Consider the following 25,527-nt stretch of genomic DNA (forward strand, 5'->3'; position numbering starts at 1 on the left):
AGTTACGCTAAATAATATGACTATTCCCGTTGCTACATTGATCGAGGCGGAGCCGAGCAGTCACATTTCGCCGCATGACATTACCGTATGTGTGGCGGTCCGTGTGACCAACTATACGCCTTGGATTTTGCCGAGATTGAAGCGGATTCTGTCGCGTTACGACCCGAGTCCGAGATTTCTGGTGGTCGACTTCGGATCTGACAATAATTATCGAAGCCAAATCGAGGCGCTGTGTAACAAAAACGACTGCTCTTATTTCTTTGTGGAGGATTCAGGGTTATTTTCTGCAAGCCGAGCTAGGAATATAGCCGCGAGAAGGATAAAAACTGAATATATATTTTTTACCGATGTGGATTTTATATTCGGCAGTAATATTTTCTTGACTATCTGTCAGCTTGCGAACCAGCTTAAGATTTCGAGTTATCCGCGCCGTATGTTGACGATGCCTATTTATCATATCGGTAAGATCGCGACGGAGCGTCTGGAAACTATCTCCGATGTTTCAGAAACGGATGCAATTTTGTCTGAGCTTTGCTATTCATGTTCTCATGCGGCGTTTGATGGCGAGTTGGAGTATGTCGCTCCCTACAGTAATGCATTCTTAATAACAAGGTCATTTTTCGAACTTAGTGGCGGCTATTCGGAAAATTTCCGCGGACATGGCTCTGAAGATTTTGAATATCAAATCAGGCTGGCCATGCTGTCGTCAGATATTCCTTTACCTGTCGAGCTATCCGCTGATCTCTATGGACCTCGCACGACATCCTTTTTTCAGAGATCAACTTACGCAGGCTTTCGCGCTTATCTTGAAGCGTTTACTGCCCCCTGCGAGCGACTGGGGTTGCGGGCGTACCATCTCTGGCATGAAAGACCCTCCTCACAGGGTTACTGGACTTCTAACAATGATTGGAAGAGAAATGCTTTTAAGGCGTTAGTTGCGAGATACAGTTCGAATAAACATATGTTGTTGACGGTAGACGATCTGCCGCGAGAAAAGACTGCAATATGTTTATTGAAGGATCTAAGTCATTGGGCATATTTTCTACCATTGCGTCTCCGGGGCTACCGACTTCAAATGGTATTGTCGACAAGTTCTAAATTAGTATCGGATAGATTAAAAGAAACAATTCCTGATGCTGATCTAGTCGCAATATTCAATCCATATATGGTGAGTCATCGAGTTTTTCTGCCAGTTATTGAACTTGCACGGTCAACTGGGGTTGAGGTAATGATCGTCGAAAGGGGCGGATTGCCAAACTCGATATATTATGCTAAAGACGTCGTTTACAACGACTCTTCATACAAAAATATAGATTCAGTTATTTCAGAAATTGACGATGAGTCCCGATCAAAAGCTCGAAAATTGATCGATGTCTTGATTGGCGGAGATTTTTCGCTGGAGGATTGTGATGACTACGAAGTTACTTTGGATGAACTTGCAATCCGTCCGATAGCAAAACGGCATATATTAATACCGCTGCAGTTGTCGGAAGATATGGCGGTTAATAAATTTACCTCTTCTTATTGTTCATATCAAAGCTTTGTAGACGACATCGATACCGTGGCTTCAAAGTATCCGCAATACGTTTTCGTGGTCAAATCGCATCCGCTATCTAAAGATTCGTCAAAGTTTCAGTCAAAGAACATTGAAATTATCTCGTCTGGTGCAAACCCGCATGCAATCATTGAAGCTTCGGATTATGTTGTAACCTATAATTCTGGTATGGGACTGTTGGCTTTACTACACGGGAAGACGACATTTACGATAGGGAACTCGTACTATTCTGGTGCTTCCGGCCTCGCTAATAAATGTGTCGATCTAGACAAAGCGATTGCGAGCATAGAAAAACGTACGGCGATTCCAACGTCTATGACCTCAGTCGAGTGCTTTATAGCTTGGCTAATTAGAGATAAGTATAGTTTTTTTATTGCAAAAGATGTTATAGAGAAAGGCGCAGGACGCGACATTCACCGATATGCAGACATCTCCGTCGAGCGGTTTGTCTGGGACGGCAGTGCTGATAACTGCGGCTCGGGCCTGAAATCAAACCGACGCTTCTCTCATAAATCTTACGGTGCTCGTAAGGGAATGCTAGCCAGCGCGGATGGGGCAGAGCAGATTCTGACCAAAGTGATTGATCCTAGGACGCATAGCTTAATGGTGAGATTTATCCAGCTCCTATTTGAATGCTTCTTAACTGAGCGCGAGAAAAAGAAGATTAATCGTGATCCCGTTCGCTTCTTTCTTGATTCGAAGAGTCGGATTTCTTCCTTGTTTTCCCGGATCTATATATCGAAAATTAAGGCAAGTTGATGTCTCACATTAATTCAAGCGAACCTCTAACGCGCGTCAAGTGTTCACCGTCTATCTACGGAAGAAAAATTAAGTTCCCAAATCTGCTTTGTTTTTCAAAAAGCTTAGTCAGACATTCAACGATTCGTGTGCTACTGGAGGAGTTTGAATTTTTTTTCGACAAGCGGCTCGCTGTTCAATCGGAGTTCGTGGTTGTTTGGGGCCGAAAACCTAATGCCTTAAAGTCGATTGAAGACGCTGGAAGTCTGAATTTGCCGGTTCTTTCAATCGAGGATGGATTTCTTCGCTCATTGGGCCTAGGTCACCAGGATCCGCCATCATCCATCATAATAGACGACGTCGGCATTTATTTTGACAGTCGCCACCCTTCTAGGCTTGAACAGCTAATTAGTCGAGAGCTTTCGGTCAAGGAATTTGAGCGCGCGCGAATGCTTAGGAAATCGTGGCGTGATAATCGTGTCTCAAAATATAACAGTGCCACCGTTCGTTCAGCGATAGAACAGGATTACGTCCTGGTTGTCGATCAAACGGAGGGAGACGCCTCGATCGCGGGCGGTCAAGCCGATCATCGCACCTTTGAAAGGATGCTGTTAGCAGCGTTGTGTGATAACTCCGATGTGCTTGTCGTCGTAAAGGTTCATCCAGATGTTCTAGCGGGCCGCAAGCGAGGGCATTTCGACTTAAGCAATCTTTCAAGAAATGGTCGGATAGTAATCATTGCGGTCAATGTGTGCATAGCTGATTTAGTGGCCAACGCCCGAGCAGTTTACGTTGTGACATCACAGGTCGGTTTCGAGGCGCTCATTTGGGGGCGGCCTGTCATAACTTTTGGCGTTCCTTTTTACGCGGGCTGGGGCCTTACCGTGGACAGAGGTCCCCCTACTCCACGGCGATGTGTGGCCTCAATAGAACAGTTACTTCACGCTGCTCTAGTTGATTATTCGCGCTATGCTGATCCCGAATCTGGTCGGCGCTGTGAAGTGGAGCATCTAGTGGAGTGGGTTGGCGTTCAAATTGCGAATCGTGCGCGCTTCGACGGCCGGGCATATGCCGTGGGCTTCTCAAAGTGGAAGCATTCGACGCTTCGACATTTTTTCGCGGGTGTGAACATTAGTTTTTTTAACTCGGAAAAAAAATTGATCGGTCAGCGATCGCGTTGTGATCACCTTATTGTCTGGGGCTGCCGGCATGAGGAACTCGTAAAGAAATTCTGCGGCAATCAAACTAACTCTAGAGTGACTCGAGTGGAAGATGGGTTCCTGAGATCAGTTGGTCTGGGTGCCGACTTTATCAAGCCACTTTCCTGGGTTTTGGACGATAAGGGGATTCACTATGACGCCCGTACGCCCTCAGGACTTGAAGCTGACCTAAACAATCGAGATTATACAGAGGCTGATTTGTACAGAGCGGGCCGACTAATACATCGAATCGTGGAGCATCGCATCACCAAATATAATTTGATCCAGTCCTGCACATGGACGAGGCCTAGCGCGAAGCGGCGTGTGATCCTCGTTCCTGGACAAGTTGAGAATGATGCTTCGATTCAGTTTGGCAGTAGCGGTATAACGTCCAATCTGGAGTTATTAAAGGCAGTTCGGAGGGATTCGCCGGACGCGTATGTTATTTACAAGCAGCATCCCGATGTCGTAGCGGGCCTTCGGGCGGCGGGTCCAACTGAGACAGAGGTCAGTCATTATTGTGACGAGATTATTTATGATGTATCAATTGCCAATTTGTTCGAGCAAATTGACGAAGTATGTGTACTCACTTCCTTATCGGGGTTTGAGGCTCTCCTTAGAGGAAAGAGCGTGACTACTTATGGACAGCCTTTTTATTCCGGATGGGGATTGACGGTCGACCGAGCATTGACGCCTGAGGTAATTGCCAGACGCCGTCGACGTTTATCTTTAGAGCAATTGGTTTTCTCGTCCTTGATTGCTTACCCGACTTATATAAGTCGGGTGACTCATTTATACACAACTCCGGAGCGTGCATTGGACGAGCTCGAAGCTTGGGGTGTCAAAAATAATAGACGATCTCCGTTGCGACGGTTGATAGCCCGGATATTGAACCGGCTATGAAACGGTCGTTTCTATTTTTGCAAGGTGTATGTTCTCCATTTTTTTCTGAGCTTGCGGCGGCGCTTCGCCAAAGTGGCTCTGCCGTGGCAAGGATTAACTTTACTTCCGGTGATAATGCTTTTTGGAAGGGGCGAGACGCCGTTTCATTTCGACGGCCACTGGACCAGTTGGCGCCTTTTATTCAGTCCATATTTGATGAACGTAGTATCACGGATGTTTTGGTTTTTGGTGATACCCGACCGGTTCATATACCCGCAATAGATTTAGCGAAACGCTTGGGAATAAAGGTGCATGTCTTTGAAGAAGGCTATTTCCGTCCTTATTGGGTGACGCTGGAGCGAGGTGGAGTTAATGGTTACTCGTCATTACCCAAGGACCCTCAGTGGTACCTTGATATGCGCAATTCGGTCGCTCAGTATGGAAATGGAAACGCCTTCTCTTCTTCTTTCTTTGCTCGGGCTTGGCACGATCTTCGCTACAATAGCCTTGGTATTTCGAATCCAGTTTTTTATCGCAATTATAGAAATCATGCGCCTGTAAGTCCCTTTAAGGAGTATGCCTACTATATTCGACGTGGTGCAAAAATTTCACTTTCAAAAAAAAAGTATGTTAATAATGTTAATGAATTATTAGTATCTGGACGTCCGTTTTATTTCATTCCGCTTCAGCTTAATAGTGACTCACAGATCCGAGTGCATTCGGAATTCTCAAATATGAGAGAGATGTTAGCGCTGACGATGCGATCTTTTGCGCTGCATGCGCCGCAAGATTCATTATTAGTCATCAAGAATCATCCGCTCGATGCCGGGGTCGTCAATCATGCAGCGATTGTTCGCCAACTCACCAAAGACTTCTTTTTGACGGGCCGGGTGATTTATCTTGAAGATGGTAGTCTTCCCGACTTGCTTCGTAACACTCGTGGCGTCGTGACTATCAATAGCACCGTAGGCGGATCGGCCTTGGTACATATGTGTCCCACCATCGCCTTGGGGAAGGCTATTTTTAATATAAAAGGGTTAACGTTTCAGGGTGAGCTTGATCGGTTTTGGTTGGACGGCACTCGGCCAGATGGACGTTTGCTAGATGCCTTTCGGAATGTTGTTATCCACACCACTCAAATTAACGGTGGATTTTATACTAAGGATGGTATAGGAATGGCGGTAGATGGAGCCCTGCCGCGAATTCTGGGTGAGCGTTCGCCGTTGGAATCTTTGCTATGAAGGAAACTCATATTGTCATAACTGGCGCGACTGGTGGAATCGGAGCGGCTCTAGCAATCGAGTATGCTGCTCCAGGTGTTACGCTGTTCTTGCACGGCCGACGTCATAATGTACTAAGCAATTTGGCAGATGTTTGTCGGATCGCAGGTGCCGCTGTAGAAACGAAGGCTTTTGACATTAGGGATCACGAACAGTTACATAGTTGGCTGGATGAAATTTCTTTACGTTTCGAGTTAGACATCGTATTTGCGAATGCTGGCGTCAATATCAATATCGGGCCTCAATCTAAAGGTGAGACATGGAATGAGATTCAGGGGTTATTCGATATAAATCTTCGAGCTGTGCTGGCAACTGTGCAAGCCGTATTACCTGCTATGCGCGCTCGCGGAAAGGGTCAGATTGTGTTGATGAGTTCACTTGCCGCTTATCGTGGTCTACCGATGACGCCGAGTTATAGCGCGAGCAAGGCCGCGATTAAGGCATACGGTGAAGGTTTGCGTGACTGGCTTGCTCCAGAAGGTGTCAAGGTCAATGTAGTCATGCCTGGCTATGTCGAGTCAAAAATGTGCCGCGAAATGCCGGGGCCTAAACCGTTTCTGATGCAGCCTGAGCAGGCGGCGAAGCTAATACGTCGAAAGGTTGCTAAGAACCGCCCGCGCATTAGCTTTCCGTTCCCTCTAAATCTTGGCTGTTGGTTGCTCTCCGTCATTCATCCTTCGTTATCGAGTTTCATCCTGCGAAGGATGAAGTACGGTGCTTGAAGATTTTGCAGGATCGATCGTATGGCCTTACCTACTGGGATTGCTGGCTAGCTTGACGCTAGAGGCGGGGCTTCAGCCGCGAGTAGCGAGTTTGTGGCGTCGGCCACTTTCCTCAATCGGAATTCATGCGGGCCTATGGACACTTTTGTTTGGACTTGAACTCATGCTGTTTAGGCGTCCATATTTTGGTGCTCTAAACGTACTAGCAATTCAGCTATTGCTGGTGTTGGTCAACAACGCTAAGTTCCACTCGTTGCGCGAGCCGTTTGTCTTTTCCGATTTTGAATATTTCACTGATGCGCTTCGGCATCCTCGTCTCTATTTGCCGTTTTTTGGCGTTGGCCGGGCTTTGCTTGCGGGTGGTGGATATGGAGCGGCTTTGTGGGCCGGAACGGTCTTCGAAGAATCCCTAACAGCGGGAGCAGGCTTGTGGTTGGCTTCGTTTCTCGACTTGTTTGAGGAAGCACCGGTGGATGTGAATATGCCGCTGTTGCCATTTCTAGTGTTGAGTGGGCTGATTGCTTCTTGCGGATTGGTAGTTAGCGTCCTTTGCGGTCAGCGTCGTACAGACTTGAGTTTCGATGCTGTGAGGGACACGCACAGATTGGGGATGGCAGCAGCACTTTGGAACTATGGGGTACAAGAGCGCCGGCCCACTGAGTCTCTACGACAAAGTGCGCCGTTTGCCGGCCACCAATCGTCAAAAGTCATTGCTGAAGCTATGCCCCATTTGATCATGGTGCAGAGCGAATCATTTTTTGACGTGCGCAGGCTTGTGAGCAACATCCAATCGACAGTTTTTTCGACATACGATGTGATGCGTTCTGAAGCATCGCACCATGGTCAGCTTTGCGTTCCCGCATGGGGAGCAAATACGTTGCGGACGGAGTTTGCAGCGTTGTCAGGACTCAATCCTGATGTACTGGGCGTTCATCGTTTTAGCCCGTACCGGAAGCTCGCATTGGAGGGTGTTGCATCGATCGCATCTTTTTTGAGGTCACAAGGCTACCGAACGATTTGCGTACACCCTTACCCTGCATCCTTTTATCGCCGTGATCGCATCTTCCCAGCTCTTGGATTCGACGAATTTATTGATCTTGAGTGGTTTAGAGACGCACCGCGGTTCGGCTCATACGTAAGCGATTTGGCTGTCGCAGATTACGTGCGCAGCCGACTCGAAGAAATGTCAGATCAGCCGCTCTTCGTCTATGTGATCACTATGGAGAACCATGGTCCGCTACATTGGGAAAAAACTAACGACGCTGACGTCGATCGATTCTTCAAAGCTCCGCCTGCAGCGGGATGCTCAGATCTGGTCGCCTATGTGCGCCATATTGCAAACCACAACGCGATGCTCGCTCATCTGCGCACGACATTGAACACACTAGGTAGACCGGCCGCACTTTGCCATTTTGGCGATCATGTTCCCATCATGCCTGCGGTGTACGCGCACTACGGCGTCCCAGCCGGCAATACCGATTACTTTATATGGCGCAATTTGGAGCTATCCGCTTCACTTGACACTGATCCTGGCCCACGCGAACCACAAGCTCTTAGTGCGCACGATTTGCCGATGCTGTTCTTGAATTCTACAGCCGTATTTGGTACATCGCCGTTTGCTTGCAGGCAGACGCCAGGCGGGTGCCGTTCGGTTGCGCCGACGATTTAGCCTAGAACGCTCTTGCTAGCAGATCAACCGTGGTGGAAATATCCTGCTCGGTGTGTCGGCACGACACAAAGAAGCGAAGGCGTGCAGCCTTTTCAGGCACAGCTGGATAAAGAATGGGCTGAACGTTGATTCCGTGTTTGAACAACTCAGCCGACGCTCTCGCTGCCTTGAGCGAACTTCCAGCAATGGCGGGGATGACGGCGAATCCCGTACTGGTGCCTGTATCAATTCCTGCTGCTCGCGCCTGTTCAAGAAAGTACATACCTCGCGCTTGCAGCAAGCCGACACGATCGGGTTCCCGTTTCATCTTGCGCAATGCTGCAAGGGACGACGCCGCTACTGATGGGGGCATTCCCACGCTATAGAGGAAGCCCGGTGCCAAGAACTTTAGATGTTCTACAAGAGCAGATTCTCCGGCAATATAGCCACCGCAACCTGCAAGTGACTTGCTGAGCGTGCCCATCCAGATGTCCACATCTTTGCCGGATAACCCGAAGTGCTCGCGGATGCCGTAGCCCCGCTTGCCCATCACACCTAAGGAGTGTGCTTCGTCAACCATTAAGAAGGCGTGATGACGCCGTTTGATATCGACAAATTCCGGAAGGTTCGGGTAGTCACCATCCATGCTGTAGATGCCTTCGACCACGATTAGCACACGTTCAAAATTGCGCCGTTGCTGCGACAGAATGATGTCTACCGCTTCCCAGTCATTATGAGCAAACGGCAAGCGGCGGGCCCCAGAAAGCTGAATGCCTTGAAGTACGCTGTTGTGAATCAGTTCATCGTGCAGCACCAGATCACGCGGGCCAAACAAGTGACCGATTGTCGAGACGTTTGCGGCATGGCCGCTGACAAATGTGATTGAGTCGTCTACTTCGTATAGGTCAGCGAGCTCACGCTCTAGCTGACGATGTATCGGTCGTTCACCAGAAACCAAACGGCTGGCGGACACCGATGTTCCATACTTGTCGATGGCGTCTTTTGCAGCCTTCGCAATTTCTGGATCGCCGGATAAGTCCAGATAGTTGTAGCTTGCGTAGTTAACGTACGACTTCCCCGCGATCTGCGTTGAGGCTCCAGCGGTGCCCTCATGCACTTTGAAGAATGGGCTAGCAACTCCCATCCGTGCAGCACCGTCATTAATGATGCGTAGTTGTTGATAGCCGGGATGCAAATGGAAGCGATAGTGCTGCTCCGGTATAGCACTGCTATTGCCGAGTACCCTGGACGCCGCCGAGGCAATATCTCCCACTTGTTTAAGCTTTCGCTCGAGTGCTTGCTGAATCAGCTTGTCTTTAAGTTGGAGCGTCAATCCGGGCTTTTTGCCCAAGGTCATTGTCATGGGATTAGCCGCGAATCAAGGAGGTGTTGGTACCGGACTTCAATTCTTTGGTGATGCGCTCGATCTCAGCATCGGATACATGTGCAGCGTGTTGCGATGCGATCTGGTTCACTTGTACTGCCACTGCGTCCAAGCCTACGTCATCGTCGCCGCCGCGCACGAGGTTAATCATGCGTTCCGCCAGTCGATTGATGGTCGGGCTTTCGCTCAAGGCCATCACGGGCAGGCGCACGCCGAATCGGCTTTCTAGCGCCACCACCAATTCCACACCCATCAGCGAATCCAGGCCCATGTCGTAGAGCGAGCAGGCGGCATCGATCTTGTCGTTCGAAACGCGCAGGATTTCGCCCACTTCGCTTTTCAGCATGTCGACGAACCGCTCATGCAGTGCTTCGGGTGCCAGCGTTTCAAGCATGAGCGCGATGTCTTCGGCGCCGCCGTCGTCGCCTTCGCCACCGCGGTTGCGGCGGGCGAAGGCGTCGAATTTCAGGCTTTCGGCGCTGGGCAGGAAGCGCGCCAAGGCGCGCCAGTCGAGGTCGAGCACGCCCAGGCCAGAGGCATCCGTGAGCATCATGTCTTCGAGCGCGCTCAAGGCCACATTGGAGTGCAGGGCATGTCCGCCCATGCGGCCTTGCAGGGCATCTTTGATTTTTTCGTTGCGGGCCAAAAAGCCCACGTCATCGATCGCGCCCCAACGTACGCACGTGGCTGCAAGGCCGTTGGCACGGCGATGTTGCGCCAGCGCTTCGAGCCAGCCGTTGGCGGCCACGTAGTTGCCTTGACCGGGGTTGCCGAACAAGGTGGTGGCCGATGAGAACATCACGAAAAAGTCGAGCGGCACATCCAGCGTGAGCTGATGCAGGTGTGTGGCGCCCACGATCTTCGGGCGCAGTACGTTGTTGATCTGGGCAAGATCGGTGCTGCGGATCAAGCCGTCGTCGATCACGGTGGCCGCGTGCACGATGCCGCGCAATGGCGGTAGGGTGAGCGCTGCTTGAGCGAGCAGGCCGGCAACGGCATCGCGATCGGTCACGTCGCAGGCGGCGGCCAGGACCTTCACGCCTGCGGCTTCGAAGCCGCCGATGGCGGCTTGTGCCACCTCGCTGGCGGGGCCGGATCGGCTAAGCAGGACGAGGTTGCGTGCGCCTTTTTCAACGAGCCATTGCGCCGCGCGCAGGCCGAATCCGCCCAAGCCACCAGTGACCAGATAGGTGGCATCGCTTTGCAAAGCCAACGCGGGCTTGGCGGCAGCGCGGGCTTGCGCTACATGGCGCAAGTGCTCGCGGTATGTGACCACGATCTTGCCGATCTGGCGCGCTTGCTGCATGTAGCGGAACGCATCGACCACTTGGTTGGCATCAAACGCGCGGTAGGGCAGCGGGTGCAGAACGCCTTGCTGGAACAGCGCCATCATTTCGCCAAAGAGGCGATGCGTGAGGGCGGGCCGTTCGTGCATGAGCTGATCGGCGTCGATGCCGAAGTAGCTGATGTTGTTGCGGAACGGGCGCAAACCGATGCGGGTGTTTTCGTAGAAGTCGCGTTTGCCGAGTTCCAGGAAACGCCCGAACGGCTTGAGCACATTCAGATTGCGGTTGATGGCCTCGCCGGCGAGCGAGTTGAGTACGACGTCGACGCCGCGGCCACCGGTGGCGCGCAGGATCTCGTCGGCATAGGTCAGGGTGCGGGAGTCGTAGATGTGCTTCACACCCATCAAGCGCAGGAAGTCGCGCTTTTCCGGGGATCCTGCGGTGGCGTGGATTTCCGCGCCACGCCATTGCGCGAACTGGATCGCGGCGATCCCGACGCCGCCGGCAGCGCCGTGGATCAGGATCTTCTCGCCTGCTTCCAGGTGCGCCAGGTGATTGAGCGCGTAGTACACCGTGAAGAAGGTGCTGGGGATGGTCGCGGCGGCTTCAAACGAAAAGCCGGCCGGGATGTGCGAGATGGCACTGGCTTTCGTAAGGGTGCGCGCGCTGAAGCTTGTGGGGCCGAAGCCGACCACGGCGTCGCCGATGGCGTAGCCGGCCACGTTGGCGCCGATACGCGTCACTACTCCGGCAAATTCCAGTCCAAGCGAAGGGCCGGCAAAGCCGTTCTCGATGGCTTCGTCAGAGAGCAGGCCCAGCGCATACATCACGTCGCGGAAGTTCAGACCCGTGGCGCGAATCTCCACTTCAAGTTCGTCATCGGCCGGTGCAATCGAGGGGCAGGCTTCCCAACGCAGGTTGCGCAATTGGCCGGGAAACTCGAAGCCCAGGCGCACGTTATCGTTGGCCACTGTGGTGGCCGCGACGTTGACGGGGCGCGCGTGCGGACGCAGACGCGGCGCATAGCGGCTGCCGTCTGCGGTCAACACGACTTCGTGTTCGTCCGTAGGATGCAGCAACTCGCGCGAGAGGGCGTTCACCACGTCTTGTGTGCTGGCAGACTTCGATTCCCGAGCGTCCAGCGGCAGGTCGACCAGGCGCACGCGGAAGTTGCTGGCCTCGTTCATCAAGGTGCGGCCGAAGGCCCACAAGGCGGCGTCGTTGAGCGCAGCCAGCTGCGAGGCCGGTTGGGCGGGCACTTCGGCAAACGCCAGCGACTGCATGGCGTTGCGCGTGATGAGCCAGAGCGTGGCCGGCACTTGCTGGCGTTCGAACACCTGCACGAGCCCGGCCGTGTGCGCGCAGCGCTCGGCCTGTAGGGCGACGAGGGCGTCGGCGTCGGTCGTGTCTTGCGCCAGTGCCTGGGGCAGATTGAGGCCGGCGAGCATGACCACGTTGACGGCCGCTTTGGCATGCATCGTGATCGCTGAAAAGTGCGCAGCGATGGCGGTAGTGTCGTGCGCGGCCACGATGCGTGCGCGGGCACCGGCTTGCACCAGATGCGCCAGCAGCGTGATGGCGATATCGCGATCGGCACCCTTTTCGTCGGCCAGGAGCAGCCAGCTTGCGCCGGCTTGCACGGTGGCGCTTGACACCGCACTACCGGCCCGCGAGGTGGCATTTACGGCTGCTGCGGCAGCTGCATGGCTACCCACCAGCACGTAAGCACCCGCATTGGCATCGGTGATAAAGCCGAGCGCAGGCTTGGCCTCAGTGTTGAGCGTTTGCGCAAGCTCGTGTTGCCAGAACGCGATGCCTTGCGCGCTGGAAACTTTGGTTTTGGTGGGGCTGTCGACCCACCAGGCGGCATGCCCGCCGAAGATGAAGTCGAGCCAACTTGCAGGATGCTGGCCGCTGAAGAGCAGCACGCCGTCCGTTGCGAGATGTTGGCCCGCGTACTCGAGGGCAGCGCGGGTTTCTTCAAGGGAGGAAAAGTCGGCGCTGACGATGGCGAGGTCGACCGGCGCGCTGGCGTCGTCCGCCACCGAACGCGTCATCACGTCGGCATCGGGAAAGCGTTCGTGCAGGCGTTGGGCGGCTTCCGGCAAACTGTCGTCCAGGCTCACATACCGGTAGTCGCCGCGTGTGGGGTCGATCGCGTTGCAGCACGCAACGCCGAATACGGGGCCTTCGGCGCCGAGTTCCAATACGCGAACGCGCCGGTGCGTGGTGCGCAGTTGGGCATCACGCAGTTGGCGCGCGATCGTCTTGGCGATGTGTTCGCGGGCGTCGGTGCCTTGCATCAAGGCAGCCAAGGCGGCTGGCGTAACGTGGGCGGGGCGCACCTCATCCAGGCCGATCTTGCCGCGCAACAGGGCGGTGAGATGCAGGCCCACGCGGCCCACGGCTTGCACTGCGGGGAAGTAGTCGGGGTACTCGCGTACCAGGCTGTTCCAGATGTCTTCAGCGCTGGGGCTTTCTTCGCCATCGGGCAGGATGGTCCAGCCGGACGTTGTGGCGTGCGCCATGCCGTCTTCGATCGTGCGCGCGAGCAGGCGGTCGAGCAGCACTGCGGCATCCTGACCTTGCTTGCGGCAGGCCATCACCGTGGCTGAGCTCAGGTGGGCGCCGTCGCTGCACAGTTCGCGCAAGGCTTCGATGGTGAAGCGCGCGCAAAGGCTGTCGAGCAGCGGATCGACTTCATTGGCGTAACGCTGGCCGCTGAGCAGCTCACCGGCCGTGGCGGCCGCAGTGGCCAAGGCGTCGTGCAACGTGCTGGCCGCGAGGGGGGCCGCGCCGTGTTGCGCCCGCAGCGGATGCGGTTGCAAGGTGCCGGCATAGTCCAGAAAGTCGAGATGTTCGGCCGCGCTTTTACGCAAGCGGATGCTGCGAAAACGAGCGTCGCGAATGGCGGCAATGTGGACGCCCTTGGCGTCGAACAGTTCGAACTCGGCCACCAGCGAGTGGGGCGCACGACGCAGCAAGCGCGCGCGCACGGTATGCGGCACGGCATTGCCGGCGCGCACGGTGATGCGGCCCATCTTGGCGGGCACGAACGCCATGCCGCGATCGGCGGCAGCCTCGTCCGCCAGCAACTGGATGATGAGCTGAAAGGTGCAATCGAGCAGCGCCGGGTGCAGGTGCAGCGCGGTGTGTGCGTCTGCTTGCTGTGTGGCCAACGCGGCCGGCAACTGGAGGCGGGCGACCACTACGCCGTCCGCCTCGTGATAACCGCGGGTGATGGCTTGAAAGGCGGGGCCGTAGTCCAGGCCTGCCGCCTGCGTCATGGCCACGTGCTGCTCGCCGGTAAAGACGAGCGCATCGCGGGGGGCAGGCACGGGCTCGCGCGCCGACAATGTGGCGATATTGGCCTGCTGCAAAATGCGTGCGCTGGCGTGGCGCGTCCAGGGCTCGTCGCTATTGAGTTCCTTGGCACTGATATCGATGCGGCCATCGCTGGGATCGACCGTGATGCGCAGCAGTTTCGAGGGTTCTTCGGCAAGCAGCAGCGGGGCGTGAATCTCGAGTTCTTCGATTTCCACCACATCGGTGGCATGCGCCTGCAGGGCAGCGGCCAACGCGATTTCGGCAAAGCCGGTGCCGGGAAACACGGTGGCGCCGCCCACCACGTGATCGGCCAGCCACGGGTGCAGCAGCGTATCGAGCCGCACTTCCCAGGTATTGGCGTGCTGGCGCAACGGGTGCCCCAGCAGCGGATGCACGTTGTGGCGTTCGAGCAAGCCCAGCGATTGCTGCGTGACCGGGTGCCAGTGACGTTCGCGTTGCCACGGATAGCCGGGCAGATCGACGTGCTTGCCCACCCACGGAAAGATCGACGACCAATCCGTGTCCACACCCGCCACCATGATCGAGCCGGCGGCCGCGCGCACGCGTGCGGGGTCGTCGTCGCCGCGAGCGGCAGTGACGAACACCTGACCTTCGAGTGCGGCGTCTTTGAGCGCGTGGTTGAGATAGGAACGCAGCACAGGATGCGGGCCCACTTCAACGAATACGTTGTGGCCTTGGGCGACCAGGGCATCGACGGCGGGTTGGAAGAGCACCGGTTCGCGGATGTTGCGCCACCAGTATTCGGCATCGAGCTCGCCGCCCTCGATCCGCTCGCCGGTCACCGCGGAATAAAACGGGATCGTGCCGGCTTGCGGGCCGATGTCGGACAAGGCCTCGCGCAGGTCGGCTTCGATCTCGGCCATGGCCGGACTGTGAAACGCGTAATCCAGATCGAGACGTTTGCAGAAGGTGCGCTGCTTGGCCAACGCACTTTCCAGAATGGTGAGCTGATCGGGATGACCGGCAACGGTGGACCCCGACGAGCTATTGCGGCCCGCCACGCATACGGCGTCGAGCTTCAGACTCGTGATCAAGGCCGCGACGGCATCGCCGCCGAGACCCACGCCCGTCATCTGACCGCTGCCTTTGGTGGTGCCTTGTAGACGGCTGCGGTGAAAGATCACCTTTACCGCTTGCGCCAAGGGCAGGGCGCCGCAGGCCCATGCTGCAGCCACCTCGCCCACACTGTGGCCGGCTACGGCAACCGGGCTTACGCCGCGCTGGCGCAACATGCGTGTGACGCCAACCTGGATGGCGAACAGCGCCGGCTGGGCGATTTCGGTGAAGGCGTAGCGGTCCTCGCCATTGCGACCGGCCAATTCGTCTTCAAGCGAGTAGTCGGCATACGTCGAGAACAGCGCGTCGACTTCGTGAATGGCTTCCGCAAATACCGGATCTTCCAGCATTCGGCGGCCCATGCCGGCCCACTGTGAGCCGTTGCCGGAATAGATAAACACCGGCCCATTGGCGTGGGGGACGGCCGTGCCGCTTTGCACGCTGAATTTGGGTGCGTTGTCGTCGGCGAAGTCGGCCAGCTTCTTGGCCACGTCGCGTCCGTTGGTGCCAAACACCAACGCGCGTTGGTCGTGCCATTCGCGACGCTGCGCGGCGTGATACGCGATGTCGTAGAAATGGGCGCTGTTGCTGTCGGCCAGGGCGGCGGCCATGTCGCGCGCCGCAGCCTTGAGGGCCTCCACGGTTTTGCCTGACACGACCATCGGAATGGGCGCGGTCTTGGCAAGCTTATTGACCTTGGGCGCACGCGAGCTATCTTCGCGCAGCAGCACGACGTGGGCGTTGGCGCCGCCAAAGCCGAACGAATTCACGCCCACCACCAGATCGCCGGTGGCAGGCAGCGCGCGGCGCGACTGCACCACATCGATGTTCCACGCGTCGAATTCGATGAGGGGGTTGAGCGTCTTGATCCCGATCGTGGCCGGTATCTCGCGATGCTCCAGGCAATGCAAGGCTTTGACCAAGCCTGCCACGCCAGAGGCCGCTTCGAGGTGGCCCATATTGCTTTTGACCGATCCGATCGGCAACGGGTTGCCTTTGGGACGCGTTTTGCCGAGCGCTTCGCCGATGGCGCGCGATTCGATCGGATCGCCGACTGCGGTGCCGGTGCCGTGGGCTTCCAGGTAGTCGATGCGCGCGGGATCGATGCCGGCTTGTTCGTAGGCGCGGCGCATCAGCGCGATTTGTGCGTCGGCGCTGGGTACCGTCAACCCGGATTTCTTGCCGTCGGTGTTGACGGATGTGTTGGCGACGACGGCAATGATGCGATCGCCATCGGCCACAGCCTGGTCATAGTCCTTGAGCAGGAACAAGCCACCGCCTTCGGAACGCACGTAGCCGTCGCCGGCTGCGTCGAACACCTGGCAGCGGCCGGTGCGCGACAGCATCGACGCCTTTGAAAATGTGATGAAGCCATACGGGTGCAAATGCAGGCTGACGCCGCCGGCCACAGCGTGTGTGCTTTCACCAGACAAGATCGATTGGCAGGCTTGGTGAAACGCGACCAACGACGATGAGCACGCGGTATCGACCGCCATGCTGGGCCCGCGCAAGTCGAACGCGTAGGACAGGCGGTTGGCGGCAATGCTGGCGGTGTTGCCGGTGGCGATTGACGAATCGACTGCCGACAGGTCGTCTGCAAAGCGATAGGAATAGTCTGCGCTGGCGATGCCGATGTAGACGGCGCAATCGCTGCCGCGCAAGGCAGAGGGCTTGACGCCGGCGTGCTCCATGGCTTCCCAGCACAGCTCCATCAGCACGCGTTGCTGCGGATCCATGAGCGCGGCTTCGCGCGGGGAAATGCCGAAGAAGGCGGCGTCGAAGCCTGACACATCGCCAATGGAGCCCGCAGCGAAGGTATAGGCCGTGCCGGGCTGCGATTTGGCGGGGTGCAGGTAGGCATCGTCGGCCCAGCGCGAGGCTTCGACTTGCGTGACGAGGTCAGCGCCTTTGAGCAGATCTTGCCAATATGTGGCTGCGGTGGTGCCAGGGAACCGGAATGAGTAACCGATTATTGCGACACGCTTACTCATTTACTCTCATCCTGGTATTTGCTGAGGCGGATATGTTGCCCACCTGTATCGGAAACAATTGGTACGCAATCGAGTGCAATTAAAATGCATGGATAGGACGTCGATTAATTGCGAGTCAACTCGTCAATTGTTAGAAAGTCCGATGTATAAAAATGTGTCCAGCACAGGCGATTTTAAGGGCCAATGCTGAGCGGGGATAGATAGTATTACAACTTTAGGATGAAATCAGGCCGCCTGGAAACGTTTGGACGGCAATTGGCAGCGAGATCACAACACTTGCCGTGTGACGAGGTATCTCGACGTGGGGCGAGATAATCGTCGAAATTATGGGACAGTAGTGATGATGATAAATCTTGAAACACTTGTGGTGGATTAATCGATTTATCGCAGCGATTTAGCGCGGGTCATTACCGATTCAGTGGGGATTCAGCAACGATTGAATGATAATTGCCGATTTTGCCGAATCGGTGTGGTACTCAACCATGGATGATGCAGCTGAGTGGTATGCGGCATGAGCATGTGCTTGAGGTGGATTGCCCGTGTGCTCGGGGGATTGAGCTGGGTACGCCTCGTACGGCGCATTAGGCAACGGCATGCATTGCCTGGCCGTTCAACGCCATTGGGCAACGGCCATCGGCCAACGGCAAAGGAGCCATGACTCGCGCGGGCTTCAACCCGGCAAGCTTTGGTCATTGAGGAGATGACGCAAGTGGACCCTGAATGGTCCGGACCCCTCAAGCTTCTTCGCGGCCCCAGGCGCTGCGGCAGATGACGCCAGCAGCAAATCCGAGCGACGCGGCAAAAAAAACGGCGAAAACAACAAACATGGCGCGAGACTCCAAGCGGTATGTCTCTTTATAAGCTGCTGCCGTGGGATTCGTACGAAAGAATTACGCCCTCATCCTGCCTCAATTACAAATTCAGGCGACTTCGTCTGTTTGACGCGACGAAATTTGGATGGAAACGATCATGCGTTGGCGATGCACGTTATCGCCGCGATGCAGCATGGATGCGGGGCGCGAGGGAGCGCGCAGTCCGAGCAGATGTCTAGCCGACACGGTGTCAAACCGGTCCGAGAACGTAACAGGGCAACGTCACACGCCACTATCGAGAGGGCAAATACCGCTGCGGATCGGTCGGCACACCCCCAGCCCGCACTTCAAAGTACAGCGTGGGTGCACCGTTGGCGCGTCCGCCTACTTCAGCAATTTTTTGCCCTTGTGAAATCTTCTGCCCTTCCTTCACCAACAACCTGCGGTTATGCGCATAGATCGTCAAGAAGTTACCGGGATGACGCAGGATGATGAGGTTGCCATATCCCCGCAAGGCATCGCCCGCGTAGGCCACATCGCCTGCAGCAGCAGCCGTGACCGGCGCGCCTGAGGTGCCCGCAATATCGATTCCCTTTTGCGCCGAGCCATCGAATCGGCGCGACACATTACCGGCTGCGGGCCACGCCAGGCTGATGTTGCCCACGGGGCCTGAAGGCGCCTCGGGCGCACTGGCGGGCGCGCGTCGGCTGGGACTGCGTGCGGGTGCCGACGGCGAGGAACTCGCGGTGGCCGTGCTACCGCCGCCCACCTTCAGCACTTCTCCCACGCTGATGCGATTGGCGTTGGGCAGGTTATTCAACCGCATGATCTGGCTGACCGTGGTGCCGTTACGGCGCGCGATGGAGGTGAGCGTGTCGCCGGCTTGCACGCGGTACTCGCCGGGGCCGACCGGACCGGTCGATGGCGTCGAAGCACAGGCGGTCAACAAAGCCAGCACGCTGGCGGCAAGGAGGGCGCGCATGCGCGCGAAGGGATGGGATGGTGTCGCGGCAGTGCGAGCGACCGTGTGGGAAAACGTCAGGGGAAACCTCGGTTGCGCTGCGGCGCTTCACACGCCGGTCGTTATGTCGGACAAAAATTCAGCCCCGTAGGATAGCGTGCGTCTCCTTAATTCGCGCTGGGTAAATACACAATGTCACGCTCGCAATATTCATAGGACTACTATGGGTATTCATAAGCGAACGGTATTTAAGGAAGGCAATGACGACGATCACCGCAATGACGGCCTACGAGCGGGCCAAAGTGGACAAGGCGGAGCGTGCCCGTGTGTCCGAAGCCGCTCGCGTCGACCGCCAGCGTGCCGAAACCGAGCGCACTGAAAACGTGAAACGCCGTTTGGCGGGACCGGCCGCCCGGCTGGAGCAGCAACTGCAGCTGGAGTCCGCCGCGATCCAGCGCGATGGCGGCAAGCCCACGATCGAAGGTCCGATCTATCGCGGCGATCGGCTGTACGTGGCGCTGTCATTCACGCTCAATACGACGCCCGAAGATGTGCGGCGGAATGTGATCTATAAATTTACGGTGGACGTGCATGCCGATCAGAATTTGGCTTATGCAGCGGCGCAGCCGGTGGGTGCGTTGACGTCCGGCAGCGCCGGTTCGGGCGAGACCCGATGGAGTCTGGGGGCGCCTGACGCGCCCGAATTCGAGGCCAACGTGCAGCGTGCGCTCGAGACGTTCATGATGCACGTGGTCGATCCCGGCCACGCAGGTTGACGTTGACGAGTTGATGCGTCACTGACTGACGCGTCGCAATTCGATCGCCCGCATGCTGAAGAGCCCGATCGGCAGTCTTGCCGATCGGGCTCTTCTTCTATCTGGCATGGGCGCGCTACCGCATCAATTCAACGGATCGCGTGTCGCATGTTCCGGATGAAACACCGGCGTGCTGAGCTTATCTACGTAAGCAATTCCGATTGCCGACAAGATAAACACAACGTGGATAATCGTTTGCCACATCACGCCGGCTTCGGTGAAGCGGGAGTTTTCGATGCCGATGCTGCCGGCTTCGATAAAGGTGCGCAGCAGGTGAATCGACGAGATGCCGATGATGGCCATCGCCAGCTTTACCTTCAGCACGCTGGCGTTGACGTGACTGAGCCATTCCGGCTGATCGGGGTGGTTTTCCAGCCGCAGGCGCGACACGAACGTTTCATACCCGCCCACGATCACCATCAGCAGCAGGTTTGAGATCATCACCACATCGATCAAGCCCAGCACCAGCAGCATGATTTCCAGCTCGCCGAATGACGAGGCATGGGTGACCAGATGCCAGAGTTCTTTCAAGAACAGAAATACGTAAACGCCTTGGGCGACGATGAGGCCGAGATAAAGCGGCAATTGCAGCCAGCGCGAGCTGAAAATCAGGGCGGGCAAAAAGCCTAAGCGGGCAGGAGGCAAGGTCTTCATGGGCTCGGAAGGTTTGATCAAAATCAGGTACTTACAGTTAGACTGGGCGCGTAGTGTATCGCGGTAAGCGATGAAATGCCGCGCCGCAACATAGGGTTGCGCAACGTATCCGCGAGCGGACAAACAAAGTGAAAAAAAGCCATCTGTTGCGCTATGTGGGGGTGGGTGTCGCGATTGCAATCGCGATGGGCGCGTGGCAGCTCTACGAAGATCGCACACCGGGTTGCGACAGCCTCTCGGTCAACGGCGCACACCCAGACGACGCCGGATTTTGCGTGGTGGATGGTCCCCTGACGGCAAGGATCCCTGGGCTTATCAACGGCTACCGACCCGGCTGGTCGTGCACGGCGATCTGACGATCACGGGCACCTCGATCCGTGCGTTACCCGCGGGACTGGTCGTGGATGGCAGGATCCAGCTTTATAAGACCGAGGTTGCATCACTGGCGCTGGAGACATGGGCGCGAGATGGCCTATCGCAGCATTCCGGCAGAGAGGCCAGCATCAGCGATGAAGATCTTGCTGCGTGGCATGAACGGCGCATCGTCGACCCGGCTCGGCCGACGGATGCGCCCTGACGGTATCGTCGGATCAATTGTCTTTCAGATCGTCCGGCAGCTTGCCACCGTTGGCGGCCAGTTTCTTCATCACTTCTTTGTGCAGCCAGATATTCATGGCGGCGGAGTCATCGGTGCTACCGGTGTAGTTCAATTCGGCAGCCAATTGCTTGCGTGCGTTAAGGCTGCTGTCAAGGCCAAGCAGCTTGAGCAGATCGACGATAGACGTTTTCCAATTGAGCTTTTCGCTGTTGTGCGATTGCATCTCGGTGAGTACGGCATTCACATCGACAGGCGTCGCGGTGGCCGCAGGGGCGCCGCCCGGCGCTGGGGTGCCGGCCGGGGGAGCAGCGGCGGTGCCGGCTTGGGTGCCCGGTACGCCACCCGAGGGGGCGCTGCCTGAGGCTTCTGCGTTGGCGGGATGATCGGACGGGAAGATTTTATTGAGAATTGCTTTGAATATATTCATTGCCTATCTCCAGGTAAGCACGCAAAGGTGACGGCGACGCCGCGGCCTCCCGCAGCAAGGACCGCGCCCGTCGATCCGGCAAATTGCGCAGTGAACGATCGAACTAAGCCACGCTTACGACGTGGTTCAATGGCAGCTCAAACAAGCCCGGATGGAGGCCCTTGCGGAGGTCCCTGCGGAGGCCCGTATCGACGTGCTCTCCCGTTTCAACCTTTGCGGCCGGCAGGAAAACATATGCGTCGTGCGGTGAAATTCATCCTTATCGTGGTAACCCTTCTGGTCGTCGGATCGTGGCTGTCGCTCTATGCGTATGGGCGATTTGCGGATTCGGCGATGGGCGAGCCGAGCCATTCGATTGCACCGGGCGGCGCCACCACGATGATCGACGCAGCGGTGGCACCCCTGGTGACGGCCCATCCCGATCGAAGTGGGCTCGTGCTGGTCTCCGATAACGCCGATGCCTTTGCCATACGGGCACTCTCGGCGCGTCATGCGGGACGCACGCTCGATGTGCAGTATTACCTGTGGCACGACGATCTCACCGGACGTCTCCTGGCGGGCGAACTGCTTGCCGCCGCGGATCGGGGCGTGCGCGTACGGGTGCTGCTGGACGACATCAATGCGCATGGCAGCGACGATGCCATGCGCGCCATGGTCAAGCATCCCAACATCGACATCCGGCTATTCAATCCTTCTCGCAATCGCGGCGGCACGATCGGTCGAGCGTTCGAGATGTTGTTTCGCGGGTTGAGTCTCAATCGGCGCATGCATAACAAGGCCTGGATCGTCGATGGGCAATTGGCCGTGGTGGGCGGGCGCAATATCGGCGACGAGTATTTCGATGCGGCGCATGCCACCAACTTCCTCGATGCCGATGTGCTGGTGTTGGGCCGCGCCGTGGGTGAGGCGGCCGGCATCTTCGACGCATTCTGGAATAGCCGCGCGCTACTGCCCATCGATGCGCTGCGCGAGCGCACGTCGCTCACACTCGACGGCTTGCGGGAAAGTTCGCGGGCGCTGCGTGCAAGTGCAGACGCCGAACCTTATTTGTCGCACGTGGCGCGCTCGGCTACGGTGGGCGCGTATCTCGATGGGTCGAAGCGTCCGCACTGGACGTCGTCGGCACGGATCGTGTCGGACCCGCCCGAGAAAGCGTTGGGGCAGGGTGACGAAAGCAACTGGTTGATCGAGGACATTCTCGCGGTGGGTCGCACCGCGACGCAGGATCTGTCGATCATTTCGCCGTACTTTGTGCCGGGCGCCGACGGCACGCAACAACTGATCGATGCTGCGCAGCAGGGCCGTCAGGTGACCGTGTTGACCAATTCGCTGGCCTCGAACGATGTGGCGGCGGTACATAGCGGGTATTCGCGCTATCGGGAAGCCTTGCTGCGTGGCGGCGTGCGGCTTTATGAGCTGATGCCGTTTGGCGATACGGAGACGAGTCTGTTTGGATCGAGTGGGGCCAGCCTGCATACCAAGGCGTTCATTGTCGACGGGCAGCGGGGCTTTGTGGGGTCGTTCAATTTCGATCCACGCTCGGTACGGTTGAATACGGAGATGGGGCTGCTCTTCGACAACGCCGATGTGGCAAAGGAGCTGATGGCGCTCTTTACATTGCATACCGGGCCTGACCACAGCTATCGCGTGCAACTGACCGACGATCGCCTGGTGTGGGAGGATCGTCGAAGCAAGCCGCCTAAGCAGTTGGATGTGGACCCGGAGACCTCATGGTGGCAACGTGCCAGCGTGCGGGTGCTCGGTTGGTTGCCGATCGAGAATCAACTTTAGCGCCATTGCCATACCCCGTTCATATTCGCGGGGCACTATGACCGCCTTTCATGAGTTTGTAAGGTGGCAGCGATGTTGGGATTTCAGAAACGCCGGCTGGCGGTGGTGTTGGCCGCGGCGTTTGCATTGACGGCATGTGGTGGCGATGACGATGACGATAACGGCTCCGTTACGCCACCGGTGGCTGAAACGCCGGGGGGCGGCACGCCGCCCGACACCGGTACACCACCCACCACGCCCGGCAATCCCGATCCCGGCACGCCGCCCGTCACGGATCCCGTTGGCGAGACGCCCACGAAGCCATCGGTGAAAGTGGCGTTCATTTCCGATGTTCACTTCCACGATGTGTATGGCCAGTTCGAAGACGGCTCGTTCGCAGGCCTGCCCACGCGCGCCAGTAATCAGAACGCGACGATCCGCACGATGTACGCGCAGCTTACGTCTACACGCCTGTTCAACGAAAACTACTTCGCATTTCGTGCGGCGCTGGACGACGCGGTCGCGAAAGGCGTGAAGCTTATCGTGTTGCCGGGCGACTTCAGCGATGACGGACAACCTGTGCACATGCGTGGCTTGAAGCGCATCATGGACGAGTACGCGGCACGCCACGGGGTCGAGTTTCTGGCCACGTTCGGCAATCACGATCCGGTGCGCCCTTTCACGATGGCGGCAGGCAAAAGCGATTTCCTGGGGGTGGGTGGCAAAACGCAGCGCATCTACAGCAAGGGTGGCGCTTCGGAGTGCGCCAACTACACCAGCTCATGGGCATTGAAGCAGGCGGCAGGCGCCGATCTGCCCACGGTGTGCACGGAAGAAATCCAGCAGTTGGGGTACGAACCGCTGATGGCGTTTATGAGCTTGTATGGCTCCACGCCGCAGGCCAAGTACACCTATTGGGAAACGCCTTACAGCTCGTACCGCACGGTGGAGGGCTACAGCCTGCCGCAGGCGCAACGCGAGTCGGGCGCCGATACGCGTCAATATGAAATCTGCCGCGAAGGCACGGGCGATACGTTCAAGCAGGCGGATTACACGCAATGCCTGAAGACACCGGACGCCACCTATCTGGTCGAGCCGATCCCGGGCGTGTGGGTGATGGCGGTGGATTCGAACGTGTATATCCCGCAAGCCAATGCCGATCTCGCGCAACGCACGCGCGCCGATAACTTCGCCGGCTCGGGCGATGCGGGCTGGAACCGCATGGTCACGCACAAGCAGCATGTAGTGGCGTGGATGCAGGATGTGTCGGCCCGCGCCAAGGCGCAAGGCAAAACGCTGATCACCACAGGCCACTATCCGATGGTGCAGTTCTACAAGAACAGCAACGAGCAGATCGCGCAGATCTTCGGTGAAAGCGGTCTGGACCTGAAGCGCAAGCCTACGGATGCCACCACCGTTGCAGCGGCGGCAACGGGCGTGCAGTTGCACTTCGCGGGCCATTTGCATACCAACGATACGGCGATCTACAACGGCGAAAACTATCTGGTCAACGTGCAGGTGCCGTCGCTGGCTGCCTACGTGCCGGCCTATAAGCTGGCCGAGTTCAAGGCGGGCAATCAGGTCGATATCGACACGGTGGTGCTGGAAAACGTGCCGCGCTTCAATGAGCTGTTCGAGCATTACGCCACCGAGCATGCTTATCTCGAATCGCAAGCCGGCAGCATCTTGTGGAACAAGGACGCGCTGAATGCCAAGTCGTACCGCGAGTTTGCGTCGTGGCACATCTCTGAGCTCACGCGCTTGCGCTTCCTGCAGAACAACTGGCCGTGCGAGATGCGTGAGATGGTGACCAAGCTCACGGCCGATCAGTTGCTCACGCTGGCAGTGCTGCAAACGCCGGTGACATTGGCGCAGTTGCAACGCGATGGGGGCTTCCCGGTGGATCTGACCACTTGCACAGTGCCGGACGGCACAGCGCCTTCTGCGACCGACACGGCGCGCTTCACCGCCGATCTGGATGCGGCACGGGTGCGTGCGACGCAACTGGCGAGCGCGCAAGGCCTGGCGATGAGCGATCTGGCGGCGGTGCCCGGTATCGATCTGGCGACGGACTTTCATCGCTTGTTCAATGCGGGGGAGTTGGCCTACGCCGATGTGCAGCCGCGCGCCGGGCTGTACCGCGCATTCAATGCGGCATTGGGGACGTCGACGGCCTCGATCAAGGCCACAGGCGGCAAGCCGGCAGATAGCAACACGATTGGCGCGGTGTTTCAATCGCGCTTCAAGCCATTGTTCGAAGCGATGAGCCGCGTGACGCAAGCGCCGCCGAACATGAAGTTTGCCGTGGATCTGAACGGCCGCACCGTGACACCGGTGGGACAGCAGGCGTTGACGTTGAAGTAAGCGGGAAGTCGTCGCGCTCGTCCGCGATGTGCGCGAA

At 57.1% G+C, this 25,527-nt stretch carries 14 protein-coding genes; 9 read left to right on the forward strand and 5 right to left on the reverse strand.

Features of this window, described 5'->3' with window-relative positions; translation table 11 throughout:
* Nucleotides 1-16 precede the first annotated feature (16 nt).
* From EYW45_RS21115 to EYW45_RS24910, 5 genes are read left to right on the forward strand one after another with little or no spacing between them, the layout of a single operon-like run.
* Nucleotides 17-2,314: a capsular polysaccharide export protein, LipB/KpsS family gene (locus EYW45_RS21115; RefSeq protein ID WP_161137426.1), complete on the forward strand. Its 2,298-nt coding sequence runs from the start codon at nucleotides 17-19 to the stop codon at nucleotides 2,312-2,314.
* Nucleotides 2,314-4,395 carry a capsular polysaccharide biosynthesis protein gene (locus EYW45_RS21120; protein WP_161137427.1) on the forward strand — a complete coding sequence of 694 codons (2,082 nt, stop codon included), beginning with the start codon at nucleotides 2,314-2,316 and terminating at the stop codon, nucleotides 4,393-4,395. The genes EYW45_RS21115 and EYW45_RS21120 overlap by 1 nt, the downstream gene beginning before the upstream one ends.
* Nucleotides 4,392-5,615, forward strand: a complete 1,224-nt coding sequence (locus tag EYW45_RS21125) for a capsule biosynthesis protein (protein ID WP_161137428.1) — start codon at nucleotides 4,392-4,394, stop codon at nucleotides 5,613-5,615. The genes EYW45_RS21120 and EYW45_RS21125 overlap by 4 nt, the downstream gene beginning before the upstream one ends.
* Nucleotides 5,603-6,376, forward strand: coding sequence for an SDR family NAD(P)-dependent oxidoreductase (locus tag EYW45_RS21130; RefSeq protein ID WP_328703688.1), 774 nt, complete (start codon nucleotides 5,603-5,605; stop codon nucleotides 6,374-6,376). The genes EYW45_RS21125 and EYW45_RS21130 overlap by 13 nt, the downstream gene beginning before the upstream one ends.
* A complete protein-coding gene (locus tag EYW45_RS24910) occupies nucleotides 6,369-8,045 on the forward strand; it encodes an LTA synthase family protein (RefSeq protein WP_161137430.1) in 1,677 nt (558 codons plus the stop codon). Before EYW45_RS21130 ends, EYW45_RS24910 begins: the two co-directional genes overlap by 8 nt.
* Nucleotide 8,046: 1 nt before the next feature.
* Here the strand turns inward: EYW45_RS24910 and EYW45_RS21140 are convergent, their stop codons facing one another.
* The 3 genes from EYW45_RS21140 to EYW45_RS21150 form a co-directional block, all read right to left on the reverse strand.
* Entirely contained in the window at nucleotides 8,047-9,381 is a 1,335-nt protein-coding gene (locus EYW45_RS21140) for an aminotransferase class I/II-fold pyridoxal phosphate-dependent enzyme (protein WP_161138011.1), read from the reverse strand.
* 10 nt (nucleotides 9,382-9,391) lie between these two features.
* Nucleotides 9,392-17,089: a type I polyketide synthase gene (locus EYW45_RS21145; RefSeq protein WP_161137431.1), complete on the reverse strand. Its 7,698-nt coding sequence runs from the start codon at nucleotides 17,087-17,089 to the stop codon at nucleotides 9,392-9,394.
* A 1,104-nt stretch (nucleotides 17,090-18,193) separates the two neighbouring features.
* Nucleotides 18,194-18,883 (reverse strand): peptidoglycan DD-metalloendopeptidase family protein, encoded by a 690-nt coding sequence (locus EYW45_RS21150; RefSeq protein ID WP_161137432.1) that lies wholly within the window; start codon nucleotides 18,881-18,883, stop codon nucleotides 18,194-18,196.
* Between the two features lie 239 nt (nucleotides 18,884-19,122).
* Here EYW45_RS21150 and EYW45_RS21155 point away from each other — a divergent pair, with 239 nt between their 5' ends.
* Nucleotides 19,123-19,638: a hypothetical protein gene (locus EYW45_RS21155; RefSeq protein WP_161137433.1), complete on the forward strand. Its 516-nt coding sequence runs from the start codon at nucleotides 19,123-19,125 to the stop codon at nucleotides 19,636-19,638.
* A gap of 123 nt (nucleotides 19,639-19,761) precedes the next feature.
* Here EYW45_RS21155 and EYW45_RS21160 read toward each other — a convergent pair whose 3' ends face one another.
* On the reverse strand, nucleotides 19,762-20,331 hold the full coding sequence (locus EYW45_RS21160; RefSeq protein ID WP_161138012.1) for a TIGR00645 family protein: 570 nt from the start codon (nucleotides 20,329-20,331) through the stop codon (nucleotides 19,762-19,764).
* Between the two features lie 128 nt (nucleotides 20,332-20,459).
* On the opposite strand from EYW45_RS21160, the gene EYW45_RS24595 reads away from it, so the two are divergent.
* Complete coding sequence (locus tag EYW45_RS24595) at nucleotides 20,460-20,687, forward strand: hypothetical protein (RefSeq protein WP_235939171.1); 228 nt, start codon at nucleotides 20,460-20,462, stop codon at nucleotides 20,685-20,687.
* 234 nt (nucleotides 20,688-20,921) lie between these two features.
* Here the strand turns inward: EYW45_RS24595 and EYW45_RS21165 are convergent, their stop codons facing one another.
* The gene (locus tag EYW45_RS21165; protein ID WP_161137434.1) at nucleotides 20,922-21,356 is read right to left on the reverse strand and encodes a DUF3597 domain-containing protein; all 435 of its coding nucleotides are present in this window, start codon (nucleotides 21,354-21,356) and stop codon (nucleotides 20,922-20,924) included.
* A 234-nt stretch (nucleotides 21,357-21,590) separates the two neighbouring features.
* On the opposite strand from EYW45_RS21165, the gene EYW45_RS21170 reads away from it, so the two are divergent.
* Together EYW45_RS21170 and EYW45_RS21175 are read left to right on the forward strand one after the other, a co-directional pair.
* Nucleotides 21,591-23,147: a phospholipase D family protein gene (locus tag EYW45_RS21170; protein ID WP_161137435.1), complete on the forward strand. Its 1,557-nt coding sequence runs from the start codon at nucleotides 21,591-21,593 to the stop codon at nucleotides 23,145-23,147.
* Between the two features lie 72 nt (nucleotides 23,148-23,219).
* A complete protein-coding gene (locus tag EYW45_RS21175; RefSeq protein WP_161137436.1) occupies nucleotides 23,220-25,490 on the forward strand; it encodes a metallophosphoesterase family protein in 2,271 nt (756 codons plus the stop codon).
* Nucleotides 25,491-25,527: the final 37 nt, after the last annotated feature.

This window comes from Schauerella aestuarii, from assembly GCF_009866805.1.
Classification (GTDB): domain Bacteria; phylum Pseudomonadota; class Gammaproteobacteria; order Burkholderiales; family Burkholderiaceae_B; genus Schauerella; species Schauerella aestuarii.